The 14,135-nt window shown below is 36.4% G+C and carries 17 protein-coding genes and 1 tRNA gene; 12 read left to right on the forward strand and 6 right to left on the reverse strand.

The genetic code is table 11. From position 1 onward, the window contains the following. Positions 1–131 precede the first annotated feature (131 nt). From BW142_RS04735 to BW142_RS04760, 6 genes are all read left to right on the forward strand, one after another. Positions 132–698, forward strand: coding sequence for a BON domain-containing protein (locus tag BW142_RS04735; protein WP_024600181.1), 567 nt, complete (start codon positions 132–134; stop codon positions 696–698). A gap of 72 nt (positions 699–770) precedes the next feature. Continuing rightward, positions 771–929, forward strand: coding sequence for a YqaE/Pmp3 family membrane protein (locus BW142_RS04740; protein ID WP_002957822.1), 159 nt, complete (start codon positions 771–773; stop codon positions 927–929). Positions 930–1,309: 380 nt separating this feature from the next. Next, positions 1,310–1,816 (forward strand): hypothetical protein, encoded by a 507-nt coding sequence (locus tag BW142_RS04745; RefSeq protein ID WP_083707553.1) that lies wholly within the window; start codon positions 1,310–1,312, stop codon positions 1,814–1,816. A 247-nt stretch (positions 1,817–2,063) separates the two neighbouring features. Continuing rightward, a tRNA-Ile gene (locus tag BW142_RS04750) sits at positions 2,064–2,140 on the forward strand. Between the two features lie 225 nt (positions 2,141–2,365). Continuing rightward, positions 2,366–3,115, forward strand: coding sequence for a hypothetical protein (locus BW142_RS04755; RefSeq protein WP_076924058.1), 750 nt, complete (start codon positions 2,366–2,368; stop codon positions 3,113–3,115). Between the two features lie 142 nt (positions 3,116–3,257). After that, entirely contained in the window at positions 3,258–3,944 is a 687-nt protein-coding gene (locus BW142_RS04760; protein WP_076924059.1) for a hypothetical protein, read from the forward strand. A 41-nt stretch (positions 3,945–3,985) separates the two neighbouring features. Here BW142_RS04760 and BW142_RS04765 read toward each other — a convergent pair whose 3' ends face one another. From BW142_RS04765 to BW142_RS04780, 4 genes are all read right to left on the reverse strand, one after another. Beyond that, positions 3,986–4,867, reverse strand: coding sequence for a site-specific integrase (locus tag BW142_RS04765; RefSeq protein ID WP_076924060.1), 882 nt, complete (start codon positions 4,865–4,867; stop codon positions 3,986–3,988). Then, the gene (locus BW142_RS04770) at positions 4,860–5,081 is read right to left on the reverse strand and encodes a hypothetical protein (protein ID WP_076924062.1); all 222 of its coding nucleotides are present in this window, start codon (positions 5,079–5,081) and stop codon (positions 4,860–4,862) included. The genes BW142_RS04765 and BW142_RS04770 overlap by 8 nt, the downstream gene beginning before the upstream one ends. A 438-nt stretch (positions 5,082–5,519) precedes the next feature. Beyond that, entirely contained in the window at positions 5,520–7,061 is a 1,542-nt protein-coding gene (locus tag BW142_RS04775; RefSeq protein WP_076924064.1) for a hypothetical protein, read from the reverse strand. 28 nt (positions 7,062–7,089) lie between these two features. Next, positions 7,090–7,353 (reverse strand): helix-turn-helix transcriptional regulator, encoded by a 264-nt coding sequence (locus BW142_RS04780; RefSeq protein ID WP_033032037.1) that lies wholly within the window; start codon positions 7,351–7,353, stop codon positions 7,090–7,092. A 112-nt stretch (positions 7,354–7,465) separates the two neighbouring features. Between BW142_RS04780 and BW142_RS04785 the strand changes: the two genes are divergently transcribed. The 6 genes from BW142_RS04785 to BW142_RS04815 all read left to right on the forward strand — a co-directional run bounded on the left by BW142_RS04785 (position 7,466) and on the right by BW142_RS04815 (position 12,327). Beyond that, positions 7,466–7,675 carry a hypothetical protein gene (locus tag BW142_RS04785; RefSeq protein ID WP_076924065.1) on the forward strand — a complete coding sequence of 70 codons (210 nt, stop codon included), beginning with the start codon at positions 7,466–7,468 and terminating at the stop codon, positions 7,673–7,675. A gap of 56 nt (positions 7,676–7,731) precedes the next feature. Continuing rightward, a complete protein-coding gene (locus BW142_RS04790) occupies positions 7,732–8,109 on the forward strand; it encodes a hypothetical protein (RefSeq protein WP_076924066.1) in 378 nt (125 codons plus the stop codon). Positions 8,110–8,626: 517 nt separating this feature from the next. Next, positions 8,627–8,827 (forward strand): helix-turn-helix domain-containing protein, encoded by a 201-nt coding sequence (locus BW142_RS04795; protein ID WP_033032042.1) that lies wholly within the window; start codon positions 8,627–8,629, stop codon positions 8,825–8,827. Between the two features lie 8 nt (positions 8,828–8,835). Beyond that, complete coding sequence (locus BW142_RS04800; protein ID WP_083707554.1) at positions 8,836–9,579, forward strand: replication initiator protein A; 744 nt, start codon at positions 8,836–8,838, stop codon at positions 9,577–9,579. A gap of 21 nt (positions 9,580–9,600) precedes the next feature. Beyond that, positions 9,601–11,147, forward strand: a protein-coding gene (locus BW142_RS04810) for an IS3 family transposase (protein WP_143475905.1) whose coding sequence is annotated in 2 segments (ribosomal slippage) — positions 9,601–10,060 and positions 10,060–11,147 — 1,548 coding nt in all. Because the reading frame shifts where the segments join, the coding sequence is not laid out codon by codon here. A 25-nt stretch (positions 11,148–11,172) separates the two neighbouring features. Continuing rightward, positions 11,173–12,327: a DUF4041 domain-containing protein gene (locus BW142_RS04815; RefSeq protein ID WP_083707555.1), complete on the forward strand. Its 1,155-nt coding sequence runs from the start codon at positions 11,173–11,175 to the stop codon at positions 12,325–12,327. Between the two features lie 495 nt (positions 12,328–12,822). Here BW142_RS04815 and bcp read toward each other — a convergent pair whose 3' ends face one another. Together bcp and BW142_RS04830 are read right to left on the reverse strand one after the other, a co-directional pair. Next, positions 12,823–13,302, reverse strand: a complete 480-nt coding sequence (gene bcp / locus BW142_RS04825; RefSeq protein WP_002963124.1) for a thioredoxin-dependent thiol peroxidase — start codon at positions 13,300–13,302, stop codon at positions 12,823–12,825. Between the two features lie 11 nt (positions 13,303–13,313). Beyond that, a complete protein-coding gene (locus tag BW142_RS04830) occupies positions 13,314–13,847 on the reverse strand; it encodes an ACT domain-containing protein (protein ID WP_002963123.1) in 534 nt (177 codons plus the stop codon). Positions 13,848–14,135: the final 288 nt, after the last annotated feature.

Below are 14,135 nucleotides of genomic sequence, written 5' to 3' on the forward strand. Positions count from 1 at the left end.
TGTAAATAGTTACACAGCTATAGATAGTGCCTTATCCCAGAATTACATCAAGTCATTGAAATATATATATAAATAAAGTTGGCCTAAAGCTCGCATTAGTTAAAGTGTCTTTAATCAAAAGGAGAAAGATTATGAAAACATTTAACAAATCTATTATCGCAGCTCTAGTTCTTGGTACTACGGCTATGGGTGCCCAAGCAAACAGCTGGGAAAACGAAAGTAAAGATGCTTGGATTGATGGTAAGGCAGAAACAGTTCTACTTATGAACACTAATCTAAACAACTTTGACATTAACACTGATGTAAAAAATGGCAAGGTAGTACTTACAGGTAAAGTTAATAGCGAGCTTGATAAAGAGCTAGCAGAAGAACTTGTACTTAGCCTAGATGGCGTATCTGATGTTGAAAACAGCCTTACCGTTGTTAAAAGCATGGACACAAAAGATAGAAACAAAGACATGATGGACGATGATGATAACGACCTAACGGACGCTAAAATCACCACTGTAATCACAACTCGCTTCCTGTTTGATTCAGAAGTTGGTGGTACAGACATCGATGTTGATACCGACAACGGTATAGTAACTCTGAATGGCTCAGTAGAGTCTGAAGCTGAAAAACAACTAGCAGTTAAAATTGCTAAAAATGCTGAAGATGTTCGTGACGTAGTTGATAAACTATCTATTACTGCTGAATAACACAGTATAGTTAAGGCCCACTAACACTGGGCTTTACGCCTTTTTAATGCTTAATTTAAATGGAGTTTAATCATGGATATTATTCGTATAATACTTTCAGTTTTATTGCCGCCATTAGGTGTATTTTTGCAAGTTGGCTTAGGTATGCATTTTTGGTTAAATATTTTATTAACACTGTTAGGTTATTTCCCAGGGTTAATACATGCGATCTACATTATTGCGAAAAAATAATGACAGATTATATATTGTGTAAGCCGACTACTGAGGTTTAGCTAAATAAAAAACTTCAGTACTGATCGGCTCACAATATTAGTTTTTAAAGTAAATATTTTTTATCAAGATCTAATTTTTAATTTACTCAAACTAAGTGATTTATTTCTTGTAACTCACTCCCAACATTCCCTCAGCCACACCTATCGTTTACTTCAATTAAGCTTTCTAACTAACAGTAGTGTTCTGATTCTGTATTGATGCCATTTAGGACATCTTCAACATTAGTTTATTTATATATCTACAATACGCGATTAATTACTCTATTATTAAGTGGCAATATTACCATCACTTCTAGTGTTATCATTAAACCGAGTTTTTACGCATATTGAGGTAGCTAATTGAATATTCGACTTATACTGTCAGGCGTTGTGTCATTCGTTTTTTATTTTAGTTGGGCCTACTGGGCAAACAGTTCGGCAGATATTGCTAAATCGGTCACGCTTCAAGCTGCATTAGTGCAAGGTTTGTATAGTGGATTTGTAACACTGTTTTTTACCTTTATTTTAGAAAAGGTCGTCAACAAGTATAAGTCTAGTTATGTAACGCTTGCGTTTGTAACTCCAATTATTTGTATGTTTCATTCTAAAACACCACAAAACGTAGCAATACGACAAAGCTTCAATAATGCAATTAACTCTAGCGCCTCGTATTTAGGTAACAAAAAAATAGCAGGTGTACTTTTTGCGCCTATTATTCCGATTACTGTTCAATCGAGCTTAGTGATTATAGTGAATGTAATTAATGAGACACCTAATTTGGCACTTACAGTAGCTCCAAGCATATTTTTTACAGCCTTGTATGCCTACACATATATGTTAGCTTTACTTAAAAAAATAGAGCGTTAAATATAAAAGACTACATGTTGAAGGAAGGTTTTTATAATTTAGTGCAGAGAATATAGTGGAAAATATCTTACGTTTTATGTTTATACCCGCCTAAAAGATTACTATTTAAGCAGTTAGCTTACTGATTATTAAAATAAAGGTTTTTGGTAGTGACAAGCACCTAAAAAGTTTTTATACTGCAGTCCGCTTTAGTCGCTCTGTGACTAAACGCTTCAAAAATTAACTGTCTTGCAGTTATATAAAAGTTGGCCCCTTAGCTCAGTTGGTTAGAGCACACGACTCATAATCGTTAGGTCCCCAGTTCGAGTCTGGGAGGGGCCACCACTTTTCAAAGCTTTCCAAGTAAATACCTACTAACAGAAATCACCCTGTGCTACCTCTGTGCTACTTTTCACTATAAATCAATTATTAAAAATAGTCCTATCAAATTAATTGATATTGCAATTAATATCTTTAAAGTACGCATTTGGTCTCTTTTTAATAGAGCTAACTAAAAAGGATTCATTGCAGTCATTATTTTATTGGCTGTTAAAGCATATGAGGCAATATATGGATAATGGCTATACCCTACTGATTTCTATACTAAGTGGCTTATTTGGAGCCCTAATATCAGCTTTCTTGAGTTTTAAAGTTAGAGTTATAGCCCAAAATAAAATAAAAAAGGACTTAGAACATCGTATTGCTTATGTCTATGTATCTCAGTTAAGTTTTTTGGTTGCTGCAAATGCATGGTTACAATCTTTTTTTGAGAAAATAGAAGCCCAAGTAGACACTCCGATCCCTGAAAATGAGTTTACTTTTTCACACGCGATATCAATTATCTTTGAGGATATGATTAGAGAAAATAATAGTCATTCATACGAAAATATAGTTGGTTTTGAGGGATTAATAGAGCTTCATATTGACAACCTAACAAAGACTTATCTGACATTTGAACAACAAGCTGAACTACCGAAAGATGCTCTTATCTTTTACCAACGTTATGAGAAGAAACTAAAAAATGTTGTTGTAATTATTAAGCAATTTAGCTCGTACCTTTCAGATAAAGAGCAGTTCTTAAAGCTTGATGCCATTCAAATTTATCAAGCAATCGAAAATATTAAACTATTTCTTGATTCAGCAGGGTTGCTGCGTACAGCAATGATTAAGGTCGGGAAAATAAATCAAGCTGAAGCTAACTTAATGCTTGAGCAACAATTACAAACTATTGAAAAAGATATTTTAGTAGCAGGTAAAAATAAGGTGCAACTATCAAAAGCAAGACAATTTTTAATTAGAGAAGGGGCAATTAAAAAGTGAAAGATATCAAGCCCAAGTTAATGTTACCTTGAAATCAATGTTTTATGTTGTCCATAAAAACTCTATTGATTATAAAGATCGGCTGGTAAGTAGCGACTGAATATGCATACGATTGAACTTTTACAGTATTTTTGGAGATAACATGACATTATTTTGGGCTGCTATTAGTGCGGTTTTAGTTTTTTATTTTAGGGAGTCAATAAAAGTTGCACATCAACAGCGAAATATAACATCAAAACTTGATGCTTATTTGGTTCACTGGTCTTTGAAAATAATAGAGGGTGATGACACTGTCTTTAAGTTATCTAGTGTAGGTTTAAGCTGGGCTGAAAAGCATCAGAATTGTAATAGTATTGAAGAAGTATTAAAAATAAATGAAGAGTTCAAAGTAAAACTTCAGGAAATGAAAAGTGAGTTATTTTTAGGAGGTGTATTTGAAGAAGTGATCTCAAGTGCTAATCAGAAAGTGAAAAGCAGTGGGCTTAGCTTAGATCAAATCTCGAAAATGCTAACAGAGTATCGGCGTGATTTTATAGACGGAAAGTTGTATCCAAGCGATAATGACTTATCGGTACTCTCTCCATCAACGGCTAGGTTAGCTATATCCTTAAAGCTTAATATAATATCTATACTTGAGGGGTTGGTGATATTATTGGTTAAGATTGAAAAAGCTCCAAATCAAATGGAATCAAAAGATGAATTATTTGATTTATATATTTGCTGGCTTAAAGTTGTTCGAGATAAACACTTATTGATCAAGTCAAATCGAGAGCTACTGTCTGAAGGGGTATTTAGGATTGCCTGCAGTAACTTCATTTCTGGTTTATGAAGCTGGGCTCAAAAAACTGATCAATTAAGTGTTATTACGTATTACCTTAAATAAACCTCAGTAATTTCAGCTCTGAAGTGGCCTAGCTCTTGCGACACAGTTTCAAGAGCAATAGCTCTCGCTAACCCCAAGCTTTTTAGTTCTGCCATTCTCTCTTGTGCATAGCTGTGTCTAAGACCATGACCGCCATTAGAAAAAAAGAGTGTGCGACTAGATGCTTTAGAAAATGAGCACGACCATTTATGGCCACCACCAATATCATAACGTTGCAAATAGTTAATTTCCCTGTCACGAACGGTTATAGGCTGTGCTAAGCGCCTTTGTTCTAGCTGTGTAGCTAATGCGTTAGGTATTAATACATCACGGATTAGGCCGCCTTTGCCTTTCACTGTATAAATACAACCTTCTCGACCAAGCCATTTGCTGTCTAACGTTGGGCGGCTATCTGCTTTACGCTCTGATACTCTGGCTATTGTTAAAAGTTCATGGGCTCTTAATCCTGCTGCGTAGGCTATTTGTGTAGATAAATTATACTTTCTAGTTTGATGTTCACTGATTGCATGAGCTTGGACTGGAGTGTAGGCGCGAGATTTTTCGATAATCTCTTTTTCGGATTTTATTACAGTCAGCGTTTCTTTAGGGCCAAGTTTGCCGTTGAGTTTAAACATAGCTTGGATTGCTTGCCGTTCCATATCTAACGTTTTTTGGCCTGCAAACTCACTGCGATAATCAAGGTATTTATAAGCATCCTGAATGCTCATACCCTGTACACCATTAATTCCAATATCTTTTGACCACCGAGCTATTTTGATAAGTGCTGTTTTATAGCTTCGAGCGGTACCTAGAGATTTAATAATTTTGTGCTTGTATAAGTTTTTAGCCAGCTTCTCCGCTTGCGTTTCTGGTTTTGCGAACTTAGCCATTCTTTTGTACCCACCGTTTTACAGTTGTCCAATGTACTCTCACTCCTTTACGCAAGAGCCATCTTTGTAGGTTAGCTATATTCGTATCTTCTTCGTAAAGAGCCAGAAGTCGTTGTTTATGTTTATCGAGCTTGGATGGCTTAAATCGTTTTTTACTGATCAATTTTTTCTCATTTTTTAGGCGCAATGCTTCTGCTTTAGCATTAAAGGTCATAGTTATTCTCCGGTGTGATTGTAAGAAAAACTGGCTGATAAAGCTCAGCGGCTAACGCCTATTCGCCCCTGTTTTACGCATGCGTAAGGCTCGGACTGATCGCGCCTAAAAATCAAAAGACTTGGTTTTATGATGAAGCTGAAAGCTTCTGAAGTGGGGGTTACAGAGAATGTAACAACGTGTTGAAGGCAGCAGAAAAGCGCCTGTTTTTTTCATGCCCAAAGGGCTTGATTAATATGTAGATTAGCAGCTTTAATTTAAATTTCAATCTGCAAATTAAAATCTGCGTGTAAGATGCTCAAGAGTCCATCCCCCGCTATGTGCAAGCCTATTTTAGGCTTCTACATAGCGGGGGATGGGCGAAGCCCAGAAAAGAGGAGGGAATTGCTCATGATGCCTCATTATGTTACTGATGATTTAGAGTATTGTAAGGGCAATCTAATTTTCGTTTTGGTTGAGTCTTTTTAAAGTAAATGTATTTGGTTCGATTCGAAAATATTGCTCTTGATATTCATATTTAACTCTTAGGGCTATCAAAGAGTTTCTGAAAGTTTCGTAAAAAGGGCGAATTGTTTGAGTTTCAGCTATGTAGGGTTTTTCTAACATATATTTTGCAAGAGCGACGCCCCATTTGGGTCCTTTAAGCACGTTATTACTCACGTAGGGGAAGGATTTATATTTAGCTTCAAATGCTTTACCAGTTTTTACTTCACTCCAGTCTTCTTCTTTGATTCTTGAAACATCATTATCGTTTTCACTTTCTAATTGGCAAACTACCTCGATAAGCTCAGTAAGAGTAAAATTTCCAAACTCAAAATCTGGGCTATTTGCGTTAACATAACCAACAATTCCCTTATTAGATAGTTGCTGATTGATTGCTTTTACTACAGGGCGTACATCAGTATCAAAAGTAATAAAGCTTAAACGTCTCAGCTTTCTATCTTGTTTTAGGTTATCGGAGAGTCTAAGAGCCGCGTTAGCTCGTTCTTTACCTACAGCACCTTTGAGGTTTATAAGTTCAATACCTACATTAGATGCACCAGGTAACATATGATTAGCAGCGAAGTATTCAGTTTCTCCCTCTAGGTACCATCTAACAACACTTCCAGTATGTAGCCCAAACTCAAAAGCTAAATGTGGTTTGCTTTTTGCTGAATCTTTAATTGGAACAATAGAGCCATATGCTCGTTCTCGTGCTTCTTTAGGCCATTGCCCAAAAGCAATATCCTCTTCAGGCCACTCAACTCCATGGATACTTTGAAAGCCAAGCCTTATTACTTCTGCAATGTGTCTTATCCACAAAGCTGCCGCTATGTGACTTTTTAATTTTTTTCTTTTTTCCCATGGGGATAGGCGTAAAAGTACATATAAGTTCTCATTGCCATCAAGTTTTGCAGCAATACATCTCAACTCTGTGTGCGCTTTTGACCAAAACTCTACATCTAGTTTTTTTAGTAACTTATGCACATCCTTTTGATAGGAATTTACCAGGTTATCAAATTTAGTTTCATCATAAAAAGTACTGAATGATTTTTGTGATGTGATACAAGGCCAATATAAAGGTTCCAGTATTATTGCTAAACTAGATATTAAGTCGTATTCATTAACTTTTTCTTTGATAACTTCTAATTTCGGGTGCCTATTCATATACTGCTTCAGGAAATCAAAAAAGGTATCTCTATAAATTGTTGACGTAGGAGTGATGTGTAAAGAGCATTGCTCAATGGCTATATAAATAGGTAATAGGCGAAATGGGTGAAATAAAATTTTTTGTTGTTCTGCTAATTCATCAGAATTTATCCAATTTAACTGTTTAAATTTACTTGGATCACCAGTTACAGCCCCACTGACAATAATTGAACAATCACGAACAAATTTTATCATTTGCGATTCTGTTAGTAATTTATTTTGGGTAATTTCTGAGAGCCGTTCCTTGTTCTTTTTTATGAAGTTAATTATTTCACTTTGATTATTTTTCATATAAATCCCTAATATTTGAAGCTTCTTGTCATTCCATGAAATTCAAAATTTTGACAGCTAACTTATCCTCAATACAGTACAAGTAAGCAGTGGGCACTTCTAAAATATCAGCAAGTGCTTTCACAGTTTTAAAGTCAGGAGCATGTACGCCTTTTTCGTATTGGTTCATTCTTGCTGATGCTGCAAATTGATCCATTCCAGCCAAAATTCCCAACTGTTTTTGCGATAGCCCTTTGGCTTTTCTTGCCTCTTTTAAGCGTTTTGGAAATGGTGATTCGTCATTAGTTTTCATTATTTATTGTTCTTAGCTTGAAAACTAAGAGTTTCTTAGCTTTAATTGAATCTAGATACTAAGGAATCCTTAGCTTTTGCTTTTGTAACGAATTTAGTTTGGAGGAATGAATATGCTTGAAACGTTTGTGTGTGTATTGGTCGGGGCTATCTACTTGCTGGTAAGTATCTTTACAAGCGATGAGCAGTCGTCGAACGAAAACGAGCAACTAGATAAATTGAATGATGGTATGGGCAATATTATCGCTGATGGTGAATTTATGTCGCGTGAAGAAGCTGAAGATGCACAATCACGTGGTGAGCTTTACGACACCTATTACTAATCACTTAAAGAATAGGGGGAGCAAAATTAGGCATGCCTAATTTTAAGGAGCAATTTATGCTACTTTTAGATCTATACAAAAATGTTGAGCTAAGGCCATTCATCCCAGTAGTCATTGAGTTTCAGAGCCGCTTGGCTGGTATCGAAGCTGAATGTGAACCATTAGGGCTATCATTTGAGAAAGAAGTGCAGTCAGAGCAGGAAATCTTTTTTGCTCTGATTTCTCAAAAAGCGCTGGCTTTCGATGTAACAAATGAAATGGGTGAGGTTTGGGATATTAGATTAGAGCCTTTCAGTCATTTTAAGTCTCGAAGCAAAAAAATAACTTTTCCCTTCATAGGCTGTAATGAGCAGAAGCAACAAAATATAAGGGAGTGGATTATTGCTTTATGTAATTGGGAAGGATCTTTTCTATACTCAAGTGCAAAGCATTAGCAGAGATTGCAGTTATGACATTATACGAATGGTTTCAAATGTGGATTTTAATGGTGTTAACGATTCGCGCTACTCGACGCTATGACAAGCTGAAAAATGATCTTTTCACAGCAATAAAAGAAGGCCGAATTTAAACATGGCTCCTGTACTCGCTGGTTGCGCTTTGATTCTAAGTTTTGTGATCTTCTTCGCTACTTTTTTTTATCTTAAATGTAAGTGATATTACGTAGACCTCTCCAAAAGCCTACTTAAAAAGATTATCAAGAAAATTTTTTTGTAGGTATTTTCACTAGCCGATCCCCACTTTAAAAAATAATATAGATAAAAATCATAAAGTTATTCTTTTTCGTTTACTAAATCTTTTCACTTTATCCCTAAAAAATCAAAAACCCCCTGAAAGTTCCCCTAGCTTTTCAAGGACAACTATCTGATCACTTAATTACCATTATCGCTCAACTAATTAATAATGTGTTGAGCTAATAATTGAGCTCAACGCTTACGCTTTGAGGTCAATATAATGGAAAAGGTATTTTATCGTTCAGAAGAAGTAGCCGACTTACTTTTTATCAGCAAACAAGCTCTTTTTAATCAAATCTCTAAGAACAAACAAGGCTGTGGAAATTACCCATTACCGCCACATATTAAAATTGGCGCTCGATTACTCTTCCCTGTTGAAGACTTTCACAACTGGTTAGCTTCTCAACCAAGAAACAAGTAACGCTAGCTATGGCGTATTTCGAATGTAAAATGAAGTATATGACTTTAAGGTCAGATATTTTCTCTATGTTTTGGCCTATATATGCTTTAGATGGAAAGTCAAAAGGTTATGTTGACTTCGAGTATAGAGGTATTTCTTTAACTATAACCTCGAGTGAATTCGGGCGGGCAACAGTCAAAGATAAAGAGGTGATCATCTACTGCTTAAGCCATTTAATGGCCGCGCAAAATATGAAAATTGAGATTAATCGAAAAGTATTGTTCTGTCGCTACGACTTTTTAAAAACAACAAATAGAGGTACTTCGGGGAAAGACTATAAAATCCTTGATAACGCTTTAAAACGTTTAAAGGGTACAAAGTTTACTACTAATGCAACTATATCTGATATTAATATTCCTGAATATACATCCATGATTGAGGAATTTAGAAAAGTCCAAATAAACGAAAATGTCTATTGGGAGGTAACTTTACCAGAGTGGTTATTTGCAATGGTTGAGAATAGAAAAGTGCTCAAACTAGATGATGGCTACTTTAACCTAAACCCGTTTGAACGTCGGCTTTATGAAATATGCAAAAAGTGCTGTGGACGAAAGCCAAGTTATGAATTTCCTATAGATAATATGAAAAAAAGAATTGGAGTTAAGCTCACAAAATCTCAATTTAAAAGGCGCTTAAGTCATTGCAGAGAGTTGTTAGGGCTAAGAATTCTTTACGATGATAGCCCCCTGTGTCAGGATAGTTGTCGCCTCTAACTTTTAATAGAGGCAGATAAAATGAGACGTCGATTTACACAAGAATTTAAAGTTCAAGCTGTTGAAAAAGCATTATCTCAATGTGATGATGTTCGTCTAGAAGATATTGCGCTTGATTTAGGCATCGGTTATTCAACCTTGCAACGATGGATCACGCTTGCTAAAAACCATGAACTTGAAACTAAAAATAATGGTAGTCACATGACAACAGAAAAACGCCCTCATGACTGGAGCTTAGAAGAAAGGCTTAACGCCATTATTGAATGTGCGAGTTTAGATGAAGCAGCTCTTAATGAATATTGCCGTGCTAAGGGACTTTACCCGCATCATATTAAACAATGGAAGCAAGATTTTGCTAAAGGGCCTTCAACGAAGCCCGTAAAATCAGACAGTAAACAGCTCAAACAAGAAATTAAGCAGCTTCAAAAAGAGCTTAATCGTAAAGACAAAGCGTTAGCAGAAACAGCCGCCTTACTCGTACTCAAAAAAAAAGCAGATGCGCTTTGGGGTTTCAACGAGGACGATTAACCAGCTCAACTGAGCGTCATGAATTGATAAAGCTCATTACCGACGCGCAGAAATCAGGGGCAAGGCAAGAAAAAGCATGTGAGTTACTTGGTCTAACGGCAAGAACAATTCAACGCTGGATTGAAGCTGATGATATGACAGATAAGCGAACAAGTACGATAAAGCGACCACCTAACAGGCTAACTGAATTAGAGCAACAGCGTATAATTAAGACTGTTAATTCAATAGAATATGGACATTTACCACCCAGTAAGATAGTCCCTAAACTATTGGATAAAGGTGTGTGGATAGCATCAGAAAGCTCGTTTTATCGCGTTATGAAATCACATGAATTATTAACACACAGAGAAAAAGTTAAACCAAATAAAAAGATAAAAAAGCCAAAAGCACTCAGGGCAACACGTGTAAACGAAATTTATACATGGGATATCACGTATTTGCCAACAGCTGTTAAAGGTCAGTTTTTATACTTATATTTAGTGATGGATATTTATAGTCGAAAAATAGTTGGTTGGCAGGTTCATGACACACAACTAAGCACACTGGCGGCTGATTTAATGGTAGATATTTGCAGGCGAGAGCAAGTAAAGCCTGAGCAAGTCACACTGCACTCGGATAATGGCAGTCCAATGAAAGGGGCAACGTTATTAGCGACATTGCAGGAGTTAGGTATTGTTCCTTCATTTAGCCGACCGTCTGTGAGTAATGATAATCCTTATTCTGAATCGCTATTTAAGACGTTAAAGTATCGCCCGGAATACCCTGAGAAAGCCTTTGAAAGCATGGGTAGCGCAAGAAAGTGGGTTAGCGGATTTGTTGATTGGTACAACGATGAGCACTTGCACAGCGGTATTAAATTTGTCACGCCAAACCAGCGTCATTTAGGATTAGATGAAGCGATACTAGCGAAACGTCATCAGGTAAATGAGATGGCGAAATTACAGAATCCAAGTCGTTGGTCAGGAAAGTCTCGAGATTGGACGATGATCAATGAAGTAGATTTAAATCCAGAGAAAAAAGAAGAAGTACGGGCGGCATAAAATTTAACTTGATGCGACAACTAACTTGAAAAACTCCGAAAGGGCTAAAGAGATTGCGGGTGATGCGTATGAGGCAAAAGAAAAAGCTAATACCTACGAGCAAGCAATAAAAGCAATGCGAAACACCATTGAAGGCTATAAGGACGACTATATCATTCCTAATCACTCAGTTTTAGATGATTTAGCTGAGGATTTTGGTCACAAAGAAGCTGGAGCAGAGCTAAAGTCAATACGTCAAAATATTAGGCAAATGATAAAAGAAGGATTTGCTGGGGATTGTGACTATGTTGAACAACATAGAAAAACATATGCAATCCATTTTGTAGTTGATGCATTTAACGGTAAAGTAGATAGTGCATTATCTAAAGTAAAACACGATAATTTTGGGAAAATAAACCAAGAAATATTAGATGCGTTCGCATTAGTTAATCACAATGGCGTTCCTTTTAGAAAAGCTAGAATTAATGAAAAATACCTTAATGCACGTTTAATCGAACTAAAGTGGGCTGTAGCTACAAGTGAATTAAAAAGAATCGAACGTGAAGAGCAAGCAGAAATAAAGGCTCAAATTAGGGAAGAAGAAAAGGCTTTAAGAGATATTGAGAAAGCAAAGAAAGAAGCCGAAAAAGAAGAACGTTTACTTCAGAAAGCTTTGAAAAAAGCACGAGAAGAACTTTCTACTGCAAATGATGAGCAGCGAGCCGACTATGAAGCGAAATTACTTGATCTAGAGAAGCAATTAAAAGAAGCAGAAGAAAAAGGTCAAAGAGCTATGTCGATGGCACAACAAACCCGAAGAGGGCATGTATACGTAATAAGCAATGTAGGCAGTTTTGGTGAAGAGGTATTCAAAATTGGTATGACCCGAAGACTTGAGCCTATGGATCGTGTCAAAGAACTAGGCGATGCATCTGTTCCTTTTTCCTTTGATGTTCATGCGATGATATTTAGCGAAGATGCGCCATCTTTAGAAAAAGAACTTCATCGCCGTTTTGATATTTACTCAGTGAATAAAATAAATTCAAGGAAAGAATTTTTCAAAACTACAATATCAGAAGTTAAGAAAGCTGTAGAGGGCAATGGGATTAAAGATGTTCATTGGACTTTAAAAGCTGAAGCTTCTGAGTATCGTGAGAGTTTAGCAATAGAGAAAAACTTACTATGTAATGCGGTTGCTTAACTCTTTCTTATTTAGTTTCATGTATTAAGACAAAGTAGGTGAATTAGTTTTTCTCATCAATCTCTTTCCCGCAATTATAACAATCGTCTGTGGGAAGCTTATAACTAGAAATAGAGCGCATTACTTGGTTTTTCTTACAGGCAGGGCAGGCGTAATTAATTACAGAGATTATAAGCGCAATGGCAAAAACGAAACTACCGATATAAAACGGGTTTGAGTAAAATTGCATACTTGGCTCTGAAAAATTAAAACCGATAATACAGATGATTAAGGCAGTTAAATAAAGTTTAAATTTTAGGCTTTTATTCAAGGTTTAAATATCCAATTGGCAAGGTGCTAATAATAAGTGCTTTGGCAGTTTTAACAAATTATTTACTCAATTACTATTTAAGTTTTATATAGCGCAAATGTATAGGCATAAAAAAAGCGTTGCCCTTGAGCAACGCTTTTTTGTATTTGTCTAATAGCTGGTAGCTAACTTACTCTGCCGCAAGATTATTCCGCCGCTAAGTAATCCAAAACCACTTGATGGTGATCTTTGGTTTTAAACTTATCAAATAGGTGTTTTATTTTACCGTCTTGGCCTACTAAAAATGTTAGGCGGTGAATACCATCGTACTCTTTACCCATAAACTTTTTGTAACCCCATACCCCAAATGCTTCTGCAATGGCGTGGTCTTCATCGGCTAATAAATCGAAATTAAGCTCTTTTTTAGTTTCAAAGTTTTTAAGGCGCTTAATTGGATCTGGGCTAATACCTACAACGCGGGTATTAAATTTAGCAAGTTGTGCTTGCTCATCGCGTAGGTTTTCGGCTTGTACAGTACAACCCGGCGTTGACGCTTTAGGGTAAAAGTACACAAGCACTTGTTGCTCTTTTAACAGCTCGCTTAATGTTACTGTTTCGTCGTTTTGGTTTTGTAGGCTAAAAGCAGGTGCAGTATCGCCAGCTTGTAATGGACTAATTGTGTTCATGTTTAGCATCCTTAACGAATTCGTTTAAAAATATAATCTACGTTTAGTGTGTGAGAAAGGCTCTCAAAACTAATTTTAAATTGATCTATATCTACATCAACTGGAATATTAAATTCGATTTCACAACGCATTTTCATGTCGACTTTTTCATCGAATGTGTCTGACTTTAATGAACAAATGCTGATGTTGTTATCGGCAAAAAAGCGCGTTACTTTGCTCAATGTGCCAGGGGTGTCTATGCCAGTGTATTCTAGGGTGTAACCTGCACAAAACTCACTAGGAGTATGACTCGCTGTACGCTTCATCATGGTTAGCAGGCCAAGTTCCATGGCTTTAGTAGGCAGTACGTGCTCTATGCGGCTTATTGCCGACATGTCGCCGCTGAGTAGCATTATGAAGGTAAATTCGCAGCCTAAAATAGCAATACGGCTGTCAATAATGTTGCAGTGGCAGTCACTAACCAGTTGGGTTAGTTCACTTACAATACCGGGTCTGTCTTCGCCAATCGCTGTTAAAACAATTTGATGATTTGAAAATGCAGTCATGAGTTCAAATACCTTGTTACTTGGATTATATCAACCGAGTTGGCAACACCAAAAATACACACGAGAAGTTGCACGGCGGCGAAGTTTAACACAAAAAGGGCTCTAAACTACAGCACACGCTAATTAAGCGCTTTTAAAGTGCGGTGTTTCTTGTTTTTACTGGCACGGGAAAGTACCATAGCTAAAATTTGCTTATTTGCGCTTAGTTTTATTGCTAAGTAGAAGTGCTGAACTTTATTGCATTTAGGCAGCCAAATAATAAATGTAAAGTTAATATTGATTTTACAC

The sequence above is a fragment of the Pseudoalteromonas sp. EB27 genome (assembly GCF_001974875.1).
GTDB lineage: Bacteria > Pseudomonadota > Gammaproteobacteria > Enterobacterales > Alteromonadaceae > Pseudoalteromonas.

What these genes read in the sequence shown, in the direction of transcription:
- BW142_RS04765 (WP_076924060.1), bottom strand. Translation starts at nt 4,867, where the DNA reads ATGGCTAAGTTCGCAAAACCAGAAACGCAAGCGGAGAAGCTGGCTAAA.
- BW142_RS04755 (WP_076924058.1), top strand. Translation starts at nt 2,366, where the DNA reads ATGGATAATGGCTATACCCTACTGATTTCTATACTAAGTGGCTTATTT.
- BW142_RS04800 (WP_083707554.1), top strand. Translation starts at nt 8,836, where the DNA reads ATGGCGTATTTCGAATGTAAAATGAAGTATATGACTTTAAGGTCAGAT.
- BW142_RS04770 (WP_076924062.1), bottom strand. Translation starts at nt 5,081, where the DNA reads ATGACCTTTAATGCTAAAGCAGAAGCATTGCGCCTAAAAAATGAGAAA.
- BW142_RS04760 (WP_076924059.1), top strand. Translation starts at nt 3,258, where the DNA reads ATGACATTATTTTGGGCTGCTATTAGTGCGGTTTTAGTTTTTTATTTT.
- BW142_RS04740 (WP_002957822.1), top strand. Translation starts at nt 771, where the DNA reads ATGGATATTATTCGTATAATACTTTCAGTTTTATTGCCGCCATTAGGT.
- BW142_RS04780 (WP_033032037.1), bottom strand. Translation starts at nt 7,353, where the DNA reads ATGAAAACTAATGACGAATCACCATTTCCAAAACGCTTAAAAGAGGCA.
- BW142_RS04735 (WP_024600181.1), top strand. Translation starts at nt 132, where the DNA reads ATGAAAACATTTAACAAATCTATTATCGCAGCTCTAGTTCTTGGTACT.
- bcp (WP_002963124.1), bottom strand. Translation starts at nt 13,302, where the DNA reads ATGAACACAATTAGTCCATTACAAGCTGGCGATACTGCACCTGCTTTT.
- BW142_RS04775 (WP_076924064.1), bottom strand. Translation starts at nt 7,061, where the DNA reads ATGAAAAATAATCAAAGTGAAATAATTAACTTCATAAAAAAGAACAAG.
- BW142_RS04830 (WP_002963123.1), bottom strand. Translation starts at nt 13,847, where the DNA reads ATGACTGCATTTTCAAATCATCAAATTGTTTTAACAGCGATTGGCGAA.
- BW142_RS04785 (WP_076924065.1), top strand. Translation starts at nt 7,466, where the DNA reads ATGCTTGAAACGTTTGTGTGTGTATTGGTCGGGGCTATCTACTTGCTG.
- BW142_RS04795 (WP_033032042.1), top strand. Translation starts at nt 8,627, where the DNA reads ATGGAAAAGGTATTTTATCGTTCAGAAGAAGTAGCCGACTTACTTTTT.
- BW142_RS04790 (WP_076924066.1), top strand. Translation starts at nt 7,732, where the DNA reads ATGCTACTTTTAGATCTATACAAAAATGTTGAGCTAAGGCCATTCATC.